The sequence below is a fragment of the Lactobacillus sp. genome, from assembly GCF_051893255.1.
In the GTDB taxonomy this organism is placed as follows: Bacteria; Bacillota; Bacilli; order Lactobacillales; family Lactobacillaceae; genus Lactobacillus.
The window spans coordinates 1-17,352 of the sequence record NZ_JBJFHB010000007.1 but is presented as its reverse complement, the minus strand read 5'-3'; the positions used below and the strand labels follow the sequence as shown (position 1 = coordinate 17,352).

14 protein-coding genes and 1 other annotated feature are annotated in these 17,352 nt (G+C 47.6%); of the genes, 3 read left to right on the top strand and 11 right to left on the bottom strand.

Translation table 11 applies throughout. From position 1 onward, the window contains the following. Positions 1 to 377: 377 nt before the first annotated feature. The 9 genes from ACI4WN_RS00650 to ACI4WN_RS00610 form a co-directional block, all read right to left on the bottom strand. A complete protein-coding gene (locus ACI4WN_RS00650) occupies positions 378 to 2,027 on the bottom strand; it encodes a phosphoenolpyruvate carboxykinase (ATP) (protein WP_439776533.1) in 1,650 nt (549 codons plus the stop codon). A 152-nt stretch (positions 2,028 to 2,179) separates the two neighbouring features. Continuing rightward, on the bottom strand, positions 2,180 to 3,574 hold the full coding sequence (locus ACI4WN_RS00645; protein ID WP_439776532.1) for a flavocytochrome c: 1,395 nt from the start codon (positions 3,572 to 3,574) through the stop codon (positions 2,180 to 2,182). Between the two features lie 194 nt (positions 3,575 to 3,768). Continuing rightward, a complete protein-coding gene (locus tag ACI4WN_RS00640) occupies positions 3,769 to 4,482 on the bottom strand; it encodes a methionine ABC transporter permease (protein ID WP_008463750.1) in 714 nt (237 codons plus the stop codon). Beyond that, on the bottom strand, positions 4,479 to 5,534 hold the full coding sequence (locus tag ACI4WN_RS00635; protein ID WP_008463749.1) for a methionine ABC transporter ATP-binding protein: 1,056 nt from the start codon (positions 5,532 to 5,534) through the stop codon (positions 4,479 to 4,481). Before ACI4WN_RS00635 ends, ACI4WN_RS00640 begins: the two co-directional genes overlap by 4 nt. 27 nt (positions 5,535 to 5,561) lie before the next feature. Continuing rightward, positions 5,562 to 6,428 carry a MetQ/NlpA family ABC transporter substrate-binding protein gene (locus tag ACI4WN_RS00630; RefSeq protein ID WP_439776531.1) on the bottom strand — a complete coding sequence of 289 codons (867 nt, stop codon included), beginning with the start codon at positions 6,426 to 6,428 and terminating at the stop codon, positions 5,562 to 5,564. 109 nt (positions 6,429 to 6,537) lie between these two features. Beyond that, positions 6,538 to 6,785 (bottom strand) — a binding site (T-box leader). 78 nt (positions 6,786 to 6,863) lie between these two features. Continuing rightward, the gene (locus ACI4WN_RS00625) at positions 6,864 to 9,269 is read right to left on the bottom strand and encodes an HAD-IC family P-type ATPase (protein ID WP_439776530.1); all 2,406 of its coding nucleotides are present in this window, start codon (positions 9,267 to 9,269) and stop codon (positions 6,864 to 6,866) included. A gap of 38 nt (positions 9,270 to 9,307) precedes the next feature. Further along, the gene (locus tag ACI4WN_RS00620; protein WP_439776529.1) at positions 9,308 to 9,796 is read right to left on the bottom strand and encodes a dihydrofolate reductase; all 489 of its coding nucleotides are present in this window, start codon (positions 9,794 to 9,796) and stop codon (positions 9,308 to 9,310) included. 18 nt (positions 9,797 to 9,814) lie between these two features. Then, positions 9,815 to 10,771: a thymidylate synthase gene (locus ACI4WN_RS00615; protein ID WP_439776528.1), complete on the bottom strand. Its 957-nt coding sequence runs from the start codon at positions 10,769 to 10,771 to the stop codon at positions 9,815 to 9,817. A gap of 131 nt (positions 10,772 to 10,902) precedes the next feature. Beyond that, complete coding sequence (locus tag ACI4WN_RS00610) at positions 10,903 to 11,892, bottom strand: D-2-hydroxyacid dehydrogenase (protein ID WP_439776527.1); 990 nt, start codon at positions 11,890 to 11,892, stop codon at positions 10,903 to 10,905. Positions 11,893 to 12,159: 267 nt separating this feature from the next. On the opposite strand from ACI4WN_RS00610, the gene ACI4WN_RS00605 reads away from it, so the two are divergent. After that, the gene (locus tag ACI4WN_RS00605) at positions 12,160 to 12,528 is read left to right on the top strand and encodes a hypothetical protein (RefSeq protein ID WP_154487486.1); all 369 of its coding nucleotides are present in this window, start codon (positions 12,160 to 12,162) and stop codon (positions 12,526 to 12,528) included. Positions 12,529 to 12,596: 68 nt separating this feature from the next. Here ACI4WN_RS00605 and ACI4WN_RS00600 read toward each other — a convergent pair whose 3' ends face one another. Together ACI4WN_RS00600 and ACI4WN_RS00595 are read right to left on the bottom strand one after the other, a co-directional pair. Beyond that, positions 12,597 to 14,243 (bottom strand): peptide ABC transporter substrate-binding protein, encoded by a 1,647-nt coding sequence (locus ACI4WN_RS00600; RefSeq protein WP_439776526.1) that lies wholly within the window; start codon positions 14,241 to 14,243, stop codon positions 12,597 to 12,599. Positions 14,244 to 14,548: 305 nt separating this feature from the next. Continuing rightward, positions 14,549 to 15,211 carry a nitroreductase gene (locus ACI4WN_RS00595; protein ID WP_279201417.1) on the bottom strand — a complete coding sequence of 221 codons (663 nt, stop codon included), beginning with the start codon at positions 15,209 to 15,211 and terminating at the stop codon, positions 14,549 to 14,551. 133 nt (positions 15,212 to 15,344) lie between these two features. On the opposite strand from ACI4WN_RS00595, the gene ACI4WN_RS00590 reads away from it, so the two are divergent. Continuing rightward, positions 15,345 to 15,491, top strand: coding sequence for an SPJ_0845 family protein (locus ACI4WN_RS00590; RefSeq protein ID WP_008463731.1), 147 nt, complete (start codon positions 15,345 to 15,347; stop codon positions 15,489 to 15,491). 157 nt (positions 15,492 to 15,648) lie between these two features. After that, positions 15,649 to 17,265 (top strand): Mbeg1-like protein, encoded by a 1,617-nt coding sequence (locus tag ACI4WN_RS00585; protein WP_439776525.1) that lies wholly within the window; start codon positions 15,649 to 15,651, stop codon positions 17,263 to 17,265. Positions 17,266 to 17,352 lie beyond the last annotated feature (87 nt).

The following is a 17,352-nucleotide window of genomic DNA, read 5'->3' as shown; positions in this document are numbered from 1 at the left end:
CAAAGTACTAACATTCGCGTCATGCTTGACGCAACGTTTAATATCTTAGCAAGTTGTTAGCGTTTTGTCAACAACCATTTTCTAAAATATTTTCGTTAAGTTTTTCGTGTCTCCGGAAGATCTCTTGTCTGCCGCGACAACAAATATTATTTTACACCCTTTTTACTAAAGGTCAAGTTTACTTTTAAATTCGGATTAAGCAGTAAACACAAGGAGGTGTTGTAATAAATTCCGTTAGCCCTTTTCTTCTAATCATCCGTTATCGAATTTTCACTTTGCTCGTCATCTCACTCTTTGTTCGGAAATTGCCAAAAAATCCATTAATTTCCAATGAAATTTTTTAGACAAAAAAGACGGATCATTGATCCGTCTCAGTACTAATTAAACTGTTCGATAATTTCCTGTAAGCTTTCCTGGCATTCATCTGGCAGTTTCGCCTCTGGATGCTCTTGATTATACTGCTTGATCCAGTCCAAGCGATTCTCCATCCGCTTCTCCAATTTTTCCCGATATGCAATCTTACTGAGGTCCACCGGATAGTCAGGCAAAGCAAGATACTCCATCTTGCCGGCTTGATCAAAGGCACGCCATTCGCCTTTTTCATCAACCAGATCTTCAATCAGCTTCATGGTCAATTCCTTTGGAATATTCTGGCCGCAATATGAATCGGTGTTGATCGCGTAGCATTCTGCCTGGCAATTGGTAAAAAGCTCCTTGAAATCCTGATAGTCACTTGCTACTGAGTAGGCTCTAAAAGGATCGGCAAAGGGCTCGATCACCAAGCTGTTCATATCAAAGCCTTCCGGCAGGTTTTCAGCCGAGGTCCGCTTAGTAGCCAAAGTCAACCCCATCGTGGCTGCCAGGGTTTCATCCTTGATCCGCAAGATTGGCGGCAAAGAGTCGTCTTTCATGATCCAAAAGACAGCCGTGATCGGCTCTTTTTCGACATCGACCCGGTTAGCTGAGGTAAAGCGGCTCTTGATCACCCGGCCGTTATTGTTGCGGAGGTCTTCAGTCACTAGCACCTTTTTCCCATCTTCATCCAAGGTCACCGCACAGTTCATGACCGTCGTATAGTATTTGGTTTCATGGTGACCGGCTGGGTAGTCATGGGTCTTGTCAAAGTACGCCGGCTCTAAAGCAACCGAGCTCCCATCTTTTCTTGAAATGATAAAAGCATCGTCATGCAAAACGGTAATGTCATACTTGCCGCCGTGATCGGCATGAGTCAGGGTCGATTTGCCAGAGCCAGACAGGCCAAAGAAGGCAAAAACCTTATCCTCTCTATTCTTAAAGTGGAAGGCCTGCTCGCCTCCGTGGCAAGCCACATAGCCGTGCCGGTGAGCCATGGCCCAAGCCAGAGTCAAAGTCCCCTTTTTCAGCTCGCCAAAATATCTAAGCCCAAAAACAGCGCAGCAATTATGGTCTGCGTCAAAGAGGGCCAAGCCGTCTGGGTAGTCTGGATCGACAGTATTCGGGTCAAAGTAAAAGTAGATATCCCCTTCATCATAAGCCTTTGAGTCTTGATACATCTTTTCCGCCAAATCATCAAAAAAGCGGAAGTTGAGCATGTAGCTGAGTAAGTTAAAGGCTTGGTCTTCAGGAACCATTAAGTGAGCCTTGACGGTGAAGCGGGGATCTAACCCAACTAGGACCGTGGTCTTCAAAAAGCGCTGCTCATGCCCGGCATAGATATCCTCATAGAGGCTGCTAGTCAAGGCTTCGTCGTCTTCCCCGCTTGCTCCAATGAAGTGGCGAGCCGATGCCGTCCGCCCCAAAACCTTGCCATGGTTATAGACCAGCTGGGTGGCGCCATGCGGCAGGCCCAATTCAGCCGTATGGAGAATCGGCAGGTCAGTCACGATCACGCCAGACTGCTCTCTGGCAAGTTCATAAGCTTCAGCCATGCTTGTGACCTCATGCACGTTATTGCCGTAAAAAGCACTTTCAATCGTGGCCCGCACGCGGCTAAAAACTGGGTTCGCCTTTCTCAGTTCACTTTGCTTAAACAGTTCCTTCGTACTCATCTAATTCATCCTTTCTTTTTGCATAAAGCGTTTACACCCCTGTTTCTTTTATCATACCACATTCTTTGTGAACTTTTTAATTAACATTCTTAATTTTTTGTAAAAAAATAAAGCATCTAGCTCAAACTAGATGCTTTACTTACATTTTTTCTTTAGTTTTCCCGAGCAAACTTGCTTGCTTGAATCCCGGCTTGGCGGCCAAAGACTACCGTTTCAGCGATCGAGTTGCCGCCGATCCGGTTGTTGCCGTGCAGACCCCCGGAAACTTCGCCAGCAGCGTACAAGCCCTTGATGACGTTGCCGTTAGTGTCCAAAACTTCGGTTTCAGCGTCAATGTGGATCCCGCCCATGGTGTAGTGGATGGCAGGGTGCACGTGGATAGCAAAGAATGGGCCCACTTCAACGCCCCGGTCCATCCCAGTGGTCCGGCCAAAGGCCGTGTCGTTGCCGGCTGCTAAATCACTGTTCCACTTAGCAACAGTTGCTTCCAAGCCGCTGGCGTCAACACCGATCTTGTCAGCCAGTTCTGCCAAGGAATCACCGTGTTCGACTAAGCCAATGTGGTCGTAGAATTCTACAGCCTTGACGTGGTCGCGGATGCCTTGGTCAAAGATCAGGTAGGCCCCATCTTCGTTCAAGCCGGTAATCGCAGCAGAAACGATCTTCCGAGTTGCCAGTTCGTTGACAAAACGCTGGCCGGCTTGGTTAACCAAGATGGCCCCTTCGCCTCTAACAGCTTCCCCGATCAAGAAAGTCCGGTCGCCGTCAGTTTGCGCAGTTGGATGAACTTGGATGAAGTCCATTTGGATCAGCTGAGCATCAATGTCCTCTGCCAAAAGCAGACCGTCGCCAGTTGCACCAGCTTGGTTGGTGGTCTTGTAGTCAGCTAAGTCTGGCCGGTACTTCTTAATGATGGACTTAGAAGCTCCGAAGCCGCCAGTTGCCAAGATGACAGTCTTAGCCTTAACGGTGCGGTGGCCATCAGGCCCCAGAATTTCTACGCCACTTACCTTGCCAGCTTCGTCTTGCAAGAGCTTAACTACCTTGGTTTGGTTAAAGACAGAAATCCGCGCCTTTTCGATGGCCTTAAGCAAGCCCGTTACCAAAAAGCCGCCAACTGGGGCCATGGAAGCTGGCCGGTGAGCCCGCTTCTTGCTCATCCCCCCGGTAATGGTCAAGTCAGACAGCTCAACGTCATGATCTTTCAGCCAGTCAATAGCCAAGGCAGCGTGGTCAACAAAGTAGCTGAGCATTTCTGGATCGTTCAAAAAGCCACCGCCCTTAAGGGTTTCCTGGTAAAAGTCAGCCTTGTTGTCGATGATCCCGTGATCGTATTGGACCAGGGATTCAGCGGCGTTCATGCCGGATGAAGCCTTGCTGGTGTTGCCTCCTAGAGCCACATTTTTTTCAAAGACTGCGACGCTGGCGTCTAATTCGTGAGCCTGCAGGGCTGCAGACAAACCGGTACCGCCGGCACCGATTACGATTACGTCATAACTAGGGTTGACCAAGTCAATCGGACTTGGCTTAAATTCGTATTTAGCCATTTTCTTCCTCTACTCATGAAAAAATTACTTATTTACTTACTCCCATATTATAAACCACATTTTAATAATTTTAAATTAAAAGATGATTTTTTGAAAAAGTTAAAAAGAATTCCCATCTATCGAAAAAAGTGAGAGTAGAACAAAACCAAAACAAAAACAAAAAGACCGACTTCAAATGAAGTCGATCTTACTAATTACCGGTGCTGGTGGTTCAATTTCTTTGCCAAGAAGTCGCCCACGATTTGCACGATAAAGATCATGATCACTACCAAAATCGTTGCGAGGAAGGTTACGTCGTTAGCGAAGTCGCGGTAGCCGTACTGGATTGCAGTGGTACCCAGACCGCCGGCCCCAACGGCCCCAGCCATCGCCGTCAAGCCGATCAAACTGATGATTGAAACGGTTGACACTCTCACGATTTCAGAACGTGTTTCTTTCAGGTATACGTCAAAAATGATATCCCAGTTAGAAGCCCCAAGGCTTTGAGCTGCTTCCACCTTACCGGGGTCCAAGCTTTCCAGAGCAACTTGCACCTGGCGAGCGTAGAATGGGAAAATCCCCAAAGTCAGCGGTACTAGGGCAGCCGTATCGCCGATTTCCGTCCCCACAATGGCGCGAGTCAAAGGAGAAACGAAAGCCAGCAAGATGATGAAAGGAATCGCCCGAAGAATGGAGATCAGCTTGTCGCTGACGTTAAACCAGAACTTATTTTCCAGGATCCCGCCTGGTTCGGTCAAAACCAGGACGATCCCAAAGAAGATCCCTAAGACCCCGCCAAAGATGGATGGCCAGAAGGTCATGTAGATAATCTGCAAGATGGAGGTGCCCCAGCCAGTGTCGCCACTCCAGCCTAGGTTATAGATATTCGGAAAGTTTTGGGCGATCCAATGCACAATTCCATTAATCATAAACGATTACCTCTTTCATCAAGCTCTGTTACCGTAACCCCTTCTTTTGCCAAAAAGTCGAGGGTTTCTTTTTGCTTCTCTTGGTCACCCTTGACCGTGATCAAGAGCGTCCCTACTGGCTCATCGGCCAAGACTTCCACGTTCCCATACAGCATGGAGGCTTCCACGCCCACTTCTCGGTAAAGCTCAATAATGATGGACTTGGCCACATTGTTCAAGCTGTAAACCAATTGGTAGAGGGATTCGTTTTCAGCCAAGTTAATGTCTAGGCTCTTCAAGGTATCCACGACCTGCAAAGAGCCGCCGACAAATTTTTGCGTCAGTTCAGCCTTCGGGTTCAAGAAGACATCCTTCAAGTTGCCCTTTTCAATGACCCGGCCTTCTTCCATGACTGCCACCTTGTTGGCCACCTTCTTAACCGCGTCCATTTCGTGGGTGATCAAGACGATGGTCAATCCCAGTTCCCGGTTCAATTTCTTGAGCAGATCCAGAATTTGGATGGTCGTTTGCGGGTCCAAGGCACTGGTTGCTTCGTCAGACAGCAGGATTTCTGGGTCATTGGCCAAGGCACGGGCAATCGCCACTCTTTGCTGCTGACCGCCAGAGAGCTGGGCTGGGTAAGCGTTGGCTTTGTCTTCCAGGTCAACCAGCTTCAAGAGCTTATGGCATTTTTCCTCCAGTTCATCGTCGCTTAACTTGGAGTGCTTTAAGGCAAAGGCGATGTTCTCGATGACGGTCGTTTCATTCAGCAGGTTGAATTGCTGAAAAATCATCCCGATCCGGCGTCTTTGCGTTTGCAAATCCTTGTTGGAAATGACCTGCTTGCCATCTTTGACGAATTCCACTCCCTCAACCACGACATCGCCAGCCGTAGGCTTTTGCAAAAGGTTAATCGTTCTGACCAAGGTTGACTTGCCCGCGCCGGAAAAACCGACAATCCCGTAGATGTCGCCCTTTTCCACGTGCAGGGTCACATCTTTGACAGCCTCAACATCAGGCGCTTTTTTTCTTTTAAAAGTTACGTTGACATGATCCAGTTGAATAATGCTCATAATTATCGAAGCTTCTTTCTAAGTTAATTAATCTGAAAGCTTTGCATCCCAAGCAGCCACTTGCTTAGTGCCGTAGTACTTCTTGTAGAGCTGCTTAGTCTTTTCTGTTTGGTAAGCCTTAACGACTTCCTTGTAAGCCTTCTTGTTCTTGTCCTTCTTGCGGGCAACAATGACGTTGATCCATTGGTATGAGTCCTTGTTGATTGGTTCAACGTAGATGGTTTGCTTGTCGCCAAGACCTGCAGGGTTTGCGTAGTCGTTGTTGACAACGGAAGCGTCAACTGACTTGAGTACGCGGGCAGCTTGTTCAGTAGCAACTTCCTTGATCTTGAAGTTCTTTGGGTTCTTGGCAATGTCAGCTACAGAGTAGATCTTGGTTGCGCTAGTGCCCTTCAGAGTGATCAAGCCGGCGTTCTTTAAAACGAGCAAAGCACGTGCTTCGTTAGTGGCGTCGTTTGGAATCGCAATCGTTGCGCCCTTTGGCAAAGCCTTCAGTGACTTGTACTTCAATGAGTAAAGGCGGATTGGCGCAATGTAGGTCTTGCCGATTGCAACCAAGTTTGACTTGTTAGCCTTGTTCCAGTTGTTCAAGAAGTTGTAGTGCTGGAAAGCGTTCAAGTCCAAGTCGCCTGACTTCAAAGCACTGTTTGGCTGGTTGTAGTCAGAGAAGTTCTTAGTCTTGACAATGATACCATACTTCTTCTTGGCAGTTGCAGCAACGCTCTTCCAGATGGCCCGTTCTGCCTTAGTGGCCCCAACCGTACCGACCGTGACTGTGGTGGTCTTGGCAGTTTGGTTGCTGCTCTTTTTACCAAAGCTGAAGAAGGCTACGATGGCCAATACGGCAATAACTACAACAGAAATGATAATGTTTCTTTGCTTCTTTTTTCTCATGATTAATACCTCCAGAAACACATTGTGATGATCGTTATCTAAAAAAGCAGGGCAACTAAAGCAAATGATCAAATAAGGTATTTGTGAAAATAAAAAACGTCCGCCCTAGTTAAAGGACGAACGCTCGTGATACCACCTTTAGTTCACCTATTACTTTCATAATAGGTCTCGCTAACTGTCTGCCAAAAATGGGAAACAGCTTGCTTTGTTAACGAGAGCAACCCCGGCATGAGCTAAATATCACCCTTGCATATCATTCCAAGCCCATGTTCACTAGAGCATTTCTGACATCTTTCACCAAGCGATGCCTCTCTTTGAAGAAGTACTTCCAGCTACTCTGCTTTTCGAGATAACTTTTCTTAAATTTGATATTTATAATTTATCATTTTTCTTTAAGAGAGTCAACAGCAATTGGCAACTTTTTTAAAAAATTGCTTAAAGTTCATCGCGATCCTTGCCATAGGCGGCAATGATGTCTCTTAAGCGGGCATCCTTGCCCTTTTCAGTCAAGACCGTTGACACTTCCTTAAAGCCATCGCAGATCCGGGACATGATTCTAAACAAGGTCATGCCGGCAAAGAAGAGGACAACGATGGTAAAAATTGCCCGGCCTGACAAGGGACTTAGCTTAAAGAAGCCTGGAATAAAGGCAATAGACAAGATGATGCAGATCGCCGACAAGGCCATCACGCCAAGCTTGTACTTGTTAAGCGGCCGAGAGATCCAGAAGAGGACCATCATCCCGACCAAGACCAACAAGATGGTTGACGCCGTCCCCACTTCTTTGGAGCCGATATTGATAAATTGGTCGGTCAAAACCAGGATGCTGACGGCAAGCCAGTCGGTAATCCCGCCGGGAATGGACTTAGACAGGATATTAATCGTAAAGTTGCCCCGAATCCGGTCGTGGTTCTTTTCTAAGGCCAAAAGGAAGGACGGCAGACCGATGGTAAAGCCGGAAATCAGGGTGATCTGGGCCGGCTTTAGCGGGTAGTTGATGGTCAAGATCAAGGACATTAAGGCCATCAGCAAGGAGAAGATATTTTTCACCAAAAAGAGCCCTGCTGAGCGCTCGATATTGTTGACCACTTGCCGGCCTTCATTGACGACTTCCGGCATCTTGGCAAAGTTGGAATCAAGCAAAACCACCTGGGAAGCCTGAACAGCAGCGCTATTGCCGGAGGCCATAGCAATTGAGCAGTCTGCCTCTTTCATGGCCAGGATGTCGTTGACCCCGTCCCCGGTCATGGCCACGGTTTGGCCGTTTCGCTGGAGGGCCTGGACAAATTCTTTTTTCTGCTCGGGCTTGACCCGGCCAAAGACATTGTAGTCCAGAACGGCTTGGTCATATTGACCGTCTTTGATGCTTTGGGCATCGATATAGCGGTCAGCCCCAGCGATGCCAGCTTGCTGAGCGACCCGGGATACCGTTACAGGGTTGTCACCGGAAATGACCTTGATATTGACGCCTTGCTTGGCGAAGTATTCAAAAGTACTCTTGGCTTCTTTCCGGATTGGGTTAGACAACAGGACATAGCCTAAGACTTCTACCGGTTGCGTCAATTTTTCTTTTTCATCGGCCAGTTCGCCTGGATACTTGGCGAAGGCCAAGACCCGGTAGCCTTCTTCTGGGTACTTGGCAAATTCAGCCTGGTGGTCCGCCAGCCGGTCTCTTAAGACCATTTCTGGGGCCCCTAAAATCAAGCTATAGCCATTAAAAACAGCACCGGAATACTTGTTGACCGAGGTAAAGGCGATAATCCTTTTGGCATTGCCCACACCTTCTTGGCCGTACTTTTCCTTCAAGGCTTCCGCTGTAATGTTGTCAGCTGGCATGCTGGAAACATAGCTGGTCAAGAGCCCTTCTAGATCACTTTCAGATGTTGCTCCAGCCGGAACGGCTTTTTCCACGGCCATCTTGGGCTCGGTAATCGTCCCCGTCTTGTCCACGCAAAGCACGTTAACCCGGGCCAGGGTTTCCACGCTCTTCATGTCATGCAGCATAACCTTGTTTTTGGCCAGCCGCATGGCAGCTAAAGCCAAGGCAACCGTGGTCAAGAGGTAGAGGCCTTCTGGAATCATGCCGATAATGGCTGCTTCCATGGAGCTGATTGATTCCGCAAAGCTTTGCTTGTTGATAAAGTAAGCCTGGCTAAAAAGGGCGATCCCCAGAGGGATGATGATAATGCCGACCCACTTGATCAGGCGGTTGATGGCCCGAATCATCTTGGATTCTTCCCCGTCCCCCATGGCCTTGGCTTCAGCGGTCAATTTGGCAATGTAGGATTCCTTGCCGACTTTGACGAGTTGAGCCACCACCTCGCCAGACACGATAAAGGAACCTGACAAAAGCTGGTCGCCAACTTTTTTGGCAATTTCGTCACTTTCCCCGGTTAACAAAGCTTCATTGACCCGGGCGCTGCCTTCTGCGACAAGGGCGTCAGCTGGGATCTGGTCACCCGTTTTTAACAGGACCAGGTCGCCTTCGACCAGTTGATCAATCGGCACCTGAGACCTTTTTTTATCTCGGATGGTCACCACGTTGACCTGATTTAAAACCTGCAGCTTGCTCAAAACTGACTTGGCCCGGATTTCCTGCACGATCCCCACGATCGTGTTCAAGATGATGACCGGTAAAAAAGTCAAATCCCGGATGTCACCGGCAATCAAGAGCAGAATGGTCAAGACCAGGAAGATCATGTTGAAGTAGGTAAAAGTGTTTTCCTTAATGATCTGCCCATTGGTCTTGAATTCATCGTCTAAGGCCACGTTGACCTTGCCGGCGGCAATTTTTTGGTCAACTTCGGCCTTGGATAAACCCGTTTCTAAATTCGTCTTCACCACAATAACTCATCTCACTTTTTCTATTGCTTCTGTATCTACTTTTGCCGCAGCCAGCGCTGGAAGACGTAATCATACTTATTCTTGGCATCAGCTTGATGCTTTTCTTCTTTTTCTAAAGAAAAAGCATCCCAGTTCAAATCTGGCATGTAGGTATCGGCCGGAAAAGTCCCCTTAATCTTGGTCACTTCTAGGCAGTCTACCTGGTCTTTTAAAAGGCCAAACAAGCTGGCCCCGCCAATCACACAGACTTCTTCTGCCTCATGGTCTTTCAGCCATTTTTTCAGGTCAGCTTCCCCGTGCAAGACCTCTACTTTTGGATTAGCGATCTCATGGTGGGTCAAGACCACGTGCTTTCTGCCTGGCAAGAGACCTGGGAAGGAATCAAAAGTCTTTTTCCCCATTAACATGGCATGGCCCATGGTTACTTCTTTAAAGTGCTTGAGGTCAGCCGGCAAATGCCAGGGCAGGATGCCATCTTTACCGATTGCCCCTGCTTCATCTTGGGCCCAAACGTAAATCAGCATTTTGTCACCAGCCCTTTCTTAAACGGCTACTGGCGCCTTGATAGCCGGCGCGTGCTGGTAGCCTTCCAGCTTGATATCGCTCATTTCAAATTCGCTGACCTTGGTCTTGGCAGGATTGAGCCAGAGTTTTGGCGCATCGTAAACCGGTGCGGCCAGCTGCTTTTTGACCTGGTCAAAGTGATTTTTGTAAATGTGGGCATCCCCCAAGGTGTGAACAAACTCGCCCACTTCCAGTCCAGTTTCTCTGGCGATCAAGGACAAGAGCAAAGAGTAGCTGGCAATGTTAAAAGGCACGCCCAAGAACATGTCGCCAGAGCGCTGGTAAAGCTGCAAACTCAATTTGCCATCTGCCACGTAGAACTGGAAGAGGACATGGCAAGGCGGAAGTGCACTCATTGGCACGTCTTCTGGGTTCCAGGCCGTCACGATCAAGCGGCGAGAGTTGGGATTGGTCTTGATTTGCTCAATCACGTCAGCGATCTGGTCGATAAAGCCGCCGCCCCGCTTGCCCCAATGGCGCCACTGGGCCCCGTAAACGTCGCCCAAGTTGCCATATTTTTGGGCAAAGTCATCGTCGTCTAGGATTCTTTGGCAAAAAGCGGCCATTTCTTGATCGTAGACTTTCTTAAATTCTGGGTCTTTTTGACTCCGCAGACCAAAATCGGTCATGTCAGGGCCTTGATATTCTGGGCTAGTCACCCAGTTCTTAAAGGCCCATTCATCCCAAATATGGTTTTTGTGCTCTAGCAAAAAGCGAATGTTAGTGTCGCCCCGCAAGAACCACAAGAGCTCGCTCTTGATCAGACCAAAAGGCACCTTTTTGCTGGTCAAAATCGGAAAGCCTTGACTGAGATCAAAGCGCATCTGGGCGCCAAAAAGGCTCCTCGTGCCCGTCCCCGTCCGGTCATCCTTGTCATGGCCTTCTTCCATAATCTTTTTCAGTAAATCCAAATATGCTTGATCTTGAATTGCCATTTTCCTGTCCTTTTCTAAATCTTTTTCTCTTTTAGTCTAACAGAAAAAGCTTAAGCATTGTTTAAATCGTCCACGCAAAAATTCCCCAGCTAGGCTGAGGAATTTTTCAGATCAAATATTACTAATTTTCTTTAGTTTACCTTGAAAAAGGCTCTTTGCCCCTTGGTCGTCCGCTCCATGTCGGTCAGGCTTTGGAAAAACATGTTCTTAACCGCCATCTTGGTATAGTAGGTAGAGTGCGGGGACATGACCACGTTTGGCATGCTGATCAATTCTTTATATTTATCAGGCACAGAATCAACGTCTTCAAACTTTTGCCCAAAGACCTTTTCTTCGCCTTCCAAAACGTCCAAGGCGGCCCCACCGATTTCGTGGTACTTCAAGGCCACAATCAAGGCTTCGGTATCAACCAATTCGCCGCGAGACTGGTTGACCAAGATTGCATCGTCTTTCATCATGGCGAATTCGTTCGTGCTCAGCATCCCCTTGTTTTCGCTGGTCAATGGGATATGGAGCTGGACAATGTCACTTTCTTTTAACAGGGTTTCTAGATCCACGTAGTCCAAAAAGGGCTCAAGAGAGGCATTATAGAAGGGATCGTAGCCGATGACGCGGGCTCCCAAAGCCTGATACATTTCAGCAGCTGCGGCACCGATCCGGCCTAAGCCCACGATCCCGACCGTTTGGTTAAAAATCTCATCGCTCATCAGCTCGCTGGGCCGGGTAAAGTTGCCCCGCCGCATCTGCCGGTGGTAGTAGCCCCACTTTCTCAAGAGGTACATGGCCCCGGTCAAGCCGTTTTCGGCAATGGCACGGGGAGAATAAGCTGGCACGTTGGATACGGCGATTCCAGCATCTTTAGCAGCTGCTAAGTCCACATGGTCGACGCCCACCTTGCGCAAGGCCACGTGCTTGACCCCGTTTGCGGCCAATTTTTTAAATAATTCTGCACTCAGTCGCTCTGGCTGGGTGGAAACCGCATCATAGCCCTTGGCTAAATCTGTAGTTTCTAAAGTCAAGGCTTGGTGGGTCACGGTTAAGACATCATCAGGGTGCTGGTCTTGCCAATCTTTGGCAAAGGCTTCTTCAACCGGCGCTAGGCTAAATACGTATGCCTTCATGACATTCTCCTCTTTCTTTTCTCAATCTCAATTTTAGTTGGTATTATTGACAATGGTTCATGTTTTCAGGAAGGATCTGCTTGACCTAGGATGGTCATCTTGATCTTTCTCTATTATGACAAAAAAATTAGAAAAGTGCTAGCACTTTTTAGATTTATCAGAAACTTTTTAGTTCGCTCAATTTATTTAACCAAAATTTAAAAATATCAACCGTGCTATAATAGGCCTAAGAAACAGCTAAAACAGAAAGTGAGACAGATCAGCAAGATGCCAAAAGACCGCTACCTTCAGCCCCAATCAGGATTAGAAGCCATGGAAATCATCCAAAAGCTCTTTAACCAATACCGAAAAGCCGAGTTAACTAGAGACCTCCTCTTCTACCATCAAAATCTCGTCAGCCGTCTCCAAGGTGACATTAAAGACGCAGTCGTGCAAGAAGGTAACCCTGACCTAATCAAAGATCTGGAAACCATGACCAAGATTATGCAGGACTGGACCGCTATTCGCTTGTCGGGCAAGCCCTACCCGGCCAAGATGCGGCACTTCCGCTTGGTGCAAGAAGGCGGCCGGGTCAAGATCAAGCGCAAGACGCACAAAATCAAAGCTTCAGGCAATCACCGGGCAGTCCGCCACTAAAAATTATTAGAAAATAAAAGATAAAAAGTAAAAAAAGAGGACCTTTGGTCCTCTTTTTTCGATAAAAATTACTTGATGTAGGCGTACTTGTAGCTCCACTGGGTACCAGCAGTGTTGTGGATGATCCCCTTTACCTTGGACTTTTGCAGGTAAGCAGTGGTTTGCTCGTAGATTGGCGTTACGGCTTGCTCGCTGTTAGCCAGCTTCAAGGCGTCCACCAGGTCTTGCCAGCGCTTAGTAGTGTTGTTGGCGTCGGTGGTCAAAGCCTTTTGGACTAAAGCATTGTACTGCTTGTTGTTCCACTTACCGTAGTTGTAAGAAGTGCCCTTTTGCAGGATCTGCATGAAAGTCATTGGGTCGCTGAAGTCCCCGCCCCAACCAGATACGTAGATGTCAAAGTCGCCGCTTGAGGCCTTGGTGTAGGCATTCTTGCTTGGAATAGCGTTAACCTTAACACTGATGCCAGACAGCACCTTGGTCCATTGAGACTGCAAGTACTGGGTCAAGGCGTCGGCGTTAGTGCCATCATTAGCTGCTAAAAGGCTCACACTCAACTTGCTTAAGCCAGTTTCCTTTAAGCCTTGCTTCCAGTACTTCTTGGCTAAATTTTCGTTGTAGTCAACCGTGTTCTTGATCTTGCCTTGGCTGGCAAAATCAGCACCAGTACTTGGATCGTAGGCTAAGCCTGATGCCACAAAGCCCTTTGGGACGTTGGACCCATCGCCAAAGACCTTCTTGGTCAAGACCTGACGATCCAGAGCAAGCGATAAAGCCAGACGAATCTTCTTATTGCTTAGAGCCTTTTTAACGGTTTGATCCTTGTCGTTAAAGTTGTAAGCCAGGAAGGATACGTAGGAGTATGGGTAAGTCTTAAAGTCCTTGTTATTCTTTAAGTTCTTAACCTGCTCACTAGACAAAGGCGTCATGTCCAGCTTGCCTTGCTGGTAGAGCTGGTAGCCGGTGTTAGTTGTCTTAACCACTTGGTAGTTGATCTTCTTCAGCTTGACAACCTTCTTGTCCCAGTAATAGTTGTTCTTGACAAAGGACCAGGTGTCGTTAGTCCCCTTCCAGCCAGTGATCTTGAAAGGACCAGAATAGAGCATGTACTTGGAGCTGGTTGCGTACTTTTTGCCAGTCTTTTTAATAAAGGCTTCATTTTGTGGCCCAAAGAGTGGGTAAGCCATCAAGACCTTGAAGTAGGCAATTGGTCGCTCCAATTTTACAACAACCGTATTGTCGCCCTTGGCTGAGATGCCCAAGCTGCTTGGCGCCTTCTTGCCGGCGATAATCTGTTCGGCATTCTTTACGCCAGAAAACAGGTAGGCATAAGGGGATGCGGTCTTAGGGTTAATGGACCGCCGCCAAGAATAAACAAAGTCTTGGGCGGTAATCTTTTCACCGTTGGACCACTTGGCATTAGACCGGATGACAAAAGTCCAGGTCAACCCGTCCGTAGAGACAGAACCGGACTTAGCCAAACCTGGCGTGGTCTTGCCCTTTTTACCCAAGCGGTAAAAACTTTCAAAGACATTGCCAGTTTGGCCATAGCCAGTTGACTTGCTGATGTCGATGGTGTCAAGCGGAGCAGTCGCGCTCAAGTTCAAGACTTGCTTTTCTTGGCTTTGACTGCTCTTTTGGCTTTGCCCGCAAGCTGCTAAAAGCAAGGCAGCACTTACGCCGACAGCACCGATCGCAAATTTCTTAATTCCCGTCATTTGACAAAACCTCCATTAGATAAAAAAGCAGCTGCTCCCCAAAAAGGAAACAGCTGCTAGAAATGCCTATTACATAAGAATAATTATAAATTGATTGGCAAATCTCTTGGTCTAAGCTAAATCCGTTTTAGGCAACACAAAATGGTTGTATGACATTGGCATACAACATACACACATGGATTGGCATTCTTGTGCTGCATAAAACATAGATTCAGCTCCTTTCTCAAAATGATTTAATTTCATCTTACCGACTTGCTTACTAAAAGTCAACATTTTTTGGATGAAATCTACTGCTTATTTTTTCGCTACTTGTCCCGAATGGTCAAAAAGTCGTCCAGTTCCCGGTGCGGTGCTTGATAGCCATTGACATAGTGGTCTTTAGCATAGCCCAAAGCAATCCCCATGGCCAGGTCTTGATCATCAGGGATTCCCATCATTTCTTTGACCGAGCTTGGGTACTTGACGATCTCATAAGCTGGCATGCTGTCGATGCCCTTGGCCTTTGCTGCCAGCATCAGGTTCTCTGCAAAAGAACCCAGGTCATAGATGGACCACTTGTTAGAGTGCTTAGGGATTGTCAAATAAACGATCACTGGGGCATAGTAGAGATTTTTCTGCAAAATGTTCCGCCTTAAATCCAGCAATTCTGGCGTATTCAGGTATTCGGCACTCTGGTCGTTGTGCCGGGCCATGTTTTCCCGAGGATATGGATCCCACTCGTCCCGGTGCCAGGTTTCCCAATCGGGGTTGGCTGCTTTGCCGGCTTCAACGTTTTCCAAGTGTCTTTGGTGAACCTTTTGGGCCATGGCCCCCATGGCCACGTAGGCCCGCCAAGGCTGGGAGTCAACCCAAGATGGGGCTAGCCCTGCTAGAGAAATAATCTCTTTGACGTCAGCTTCTGAGACTTCCTTTGCTGCATCAAAATAGCGTACGCTGTGACGACTTTTAATTGCTTCGATTGCATCCATGCTTTTGCTTCTTTCTTTGGAACTTCGTTTTACAACTTCTTTTTAGTAAGTATAGCCTTTAATTGGCTTTTTGGCAAAAAATCGCTATAATTGGCTTAATACTAACGACTATCAAAAAGCGAGGAAAAAGAAAATGGGCTTAACCTTTAAGAGACAAGACGACTTAGAAAAGATGTTTGACAAATTTGCCAGCATCCCTGATCCCAAGAAAGATGCCGGCAAGGGCAAAGGCGATGAAGAAGAAAAGCAAGAAAAGGGCAAGCAAAAGCCTAAGAAATAATTAAGCTTTTTGAAACCAGTGTCATCACTGGTTTCTTTTTTTGCCAAAAATAAGTTCTAAGACTCTCTAAATTTCGAGTTTTTCACCGCGCAAGAAAGGCAAATTTAGGCTAAAATTAACTTGTAAATATCTTATTTTTACTAAGGAAGTGAGTGACTTGGACAACAGCAACTTGCTGACTTATTTGGAATGGCGGGGTGACATTCCACTTGAAAAGTCGCCTTTTAATGAAATCGATGCGCTAGTCTTGGCCATCTTTTCCTATCTCAATTTGGAAAAATACATCCCTAGCGGCAACAAGGAAGTGACCGTTGCAGAAATCGCGGAAAAGTACTTTGCCTCTTCCTTTGAGGGCCTTGATGCCAGCCAATACCAAGAACTGTTTAAGCTAATGAGCGAGGCTGACCGCTTTAAAAATGCCCGCCTGTCGCACTTTAATTCAACCCTGACAGCCCAGTGCCAATTTAGCGCCGTGAAGATCGTTCTGGAAGATGGCACCCACTACGTGGCCTTCAGAGGAACCGACGACACCCTGGTTGGCTGGCGGGAAGACTTTGAAATTTCTTTTAAAGAAACCAAGGCTCAGCGCCTCGGTGCCCGCTACTTAAAAGAAATTTTGGCTAGCGATGACCATGACTTTATCCTGGGTGGCCACTCTAAAGGCGGCAACTTGGCTGAATACGCCGCCTTGCACCTGCCTGCTGACTACCAAAGGCGGATCAAGGCCGTCTATACCTTCGACAGCCCTGGCTTAGCTGACGAAGTTGAGGGGGCGTATGGGCAAGTCAACGATGAATTTTTAAAGCAGGTCCTGCACCGCTACGTGCCTGACTATTCCATCGTTGGCCGCCTGTTTGAACCCAAAGACATTGAGCCAACCATTGTTTATTCCACCAATTCCAACATTACCCAGCATGACACCTATTCTTGGCAGATCAAGGGCAGCCAGTTTGTGACCCACAAGCGGCCAAATTCAGAGTCCCGGATCTACAATCAGCTGATCAACCAGTGGATCGGGCAAGCTACCCTAGAAGAGCGAGAATCGCTCACTAAGGACTTGTTTGAAGCTTTAGAGGCAAGTGGCTCAACCAAGATTAATCAGCTGGCTAAGAACGGTTTTGGGGGCTTTGGCGCCATCCTGCTTTCGGTTACCAACTCATCTAGACGGACCAAATTTATCCTAGGCAGCCTTTTTGACTCCATCTGGCAGATGATTAAAAGTCAGCAGATTGGGTCCGCGCTTTTTTCAAAGGGCAGCTTGACCGGCTGGCTCTTGATCCTGCTAGGGGTTGTCAGCTTAACTGCGCCAGGATACGCCTTTAAGGCTTTTGGCATCCTTGCCTCTTTAGGCGGGATCATCTTTAGCGTTAAACATATCTTGTCAGTTTCGGTGACCTCTTTTAAACCGCAGCAGAAGCACTTTTTCCTGATCACCTACTTGGCCCTATTCGCCATTTCGGTGGCACTGCTTTCCAACAATCAATTGCTGATCTTCTTGGCCCACTACTTCTTGGGGATCTTTCTCCTCTTTTATGCCTACGGGCGAACCAGAAAGATTATCATGCGGGAGCAAACCGGGATTTTCCGAATCATCATTACGGCGCTAGAAGCGATTGTGGCCTTTGCTCTGGGCATCATCGTGATCATCAACCCAGAATACTTCAACCGGCAATCGATCGTCGAAATCGGCATCCTTTTAATCGTTTATGGTGCCTTCAAGCTGATCGCAGAGCTCTTCAGCCACCGGCCACAAATGCCCAAAAAGCACCGGTAATAAGCAAAAACGAAAAATAAGCACTCATTTGAGCAATGTCATTAAGTTAAGGCATTGACTTTGAACGGGGAACGCTTTAAGACACTC

What these genes read in the sequence shown, in the direction of transcription:
- ACI4WN_RS00645 (WP_439776532.1), bottom strand. Translation starts at nt 3,574, where the DNA reads ATGGCTAAATACGAATTTAAGCCAAGTCCGATTGACTTGGTCAACCCT.
- ACI4WN_RS00600 (WP_439776526.1), bottom strand. Translation starts at nt 14,243, where the DNA reads ATGACGGGAATTAAGAAATTTGCGATCGGTGCTGTCGGCGTAAGTGCT.
- ACI4WN_RS00615 (WP_439776528.1), bottom strand. Translation starts at nt 10,771, where the DNA reads ATGGCAATTCAAGATCAAGCATATTTGGATTTACTGAAAAAGATTATG.
- ACI4WN_RS00650 (WP_439776533.1), bottom strand. Translation starts at nt 2,027, where the DNA reads ATGAGTACGAAGGAACTGTTTAAGCAAAGTGAACTGAGAAAGGCGAAC.
- ACI4WN_RS00630 (WP_439776531.1), bottom strand. Translation starts at nt 6,428, where the DNA reads ATGAGAAAAAAGAAGCAAAGAAACATTATCATTTCTGTTGTAGTTATT.
- ACI4WN_RS00595 (WP_279201417.1), bottom strand. Translation starts at nt 15,211, where the DNA reads ATGGATGCAATCGAAGCAATTAAAAGTCGTCACAGCGTACGCTATTTT.
- ACI4WN_RS00635 (WP_008463749.1), bottom strand. Translation starts at nt 5,534, where the DNA reads ATGAGCATTATTCAACTGGATCATGTCAACGTAACTTTTAAAAGAAAA.
- ACI4WN_RS00610 (WP_439776527.1), bottom strand. Translation starts at nt 11,892, where the DNA reads ATGAAGGCATACGTATTTAGCCTAGCGCCGGTTGAAGAAGCCTTTGCC.
- ACI4WN_RS00620 (WP_439776529.1), bottom strand. Translation starts at nt 9,796, where the DNA reads ATGCTGATTTACGTTTGGGCCCAAGATGAAGCAGGGGCAATCGGTAAA.
- ACI4WN_RS00640 (WP_008463750.1), bottom strand. Translation starts at nt 4,482, where the DNA reads ATGATTAATGGAATTGTGCATTGGATCGCCCAAAACTTTCCGAATATC.
- ACI4WN_RS00605 (WP_154487486.1), top strand. Translation starts at nt 12,160, where the DNA reads ATGCCAAAAGACCGCTACCTTCAGCCCCAATCAGGATTAGAAGCCATG.
- ACI4WN_RS00590 (WP_008463731.1), top strand. Translation starts at nt 15,345, where the DNA reads ATGGGCTTAACCTTTAAGAGACAAGACGACTTAGAAAAGATGTTTGAC.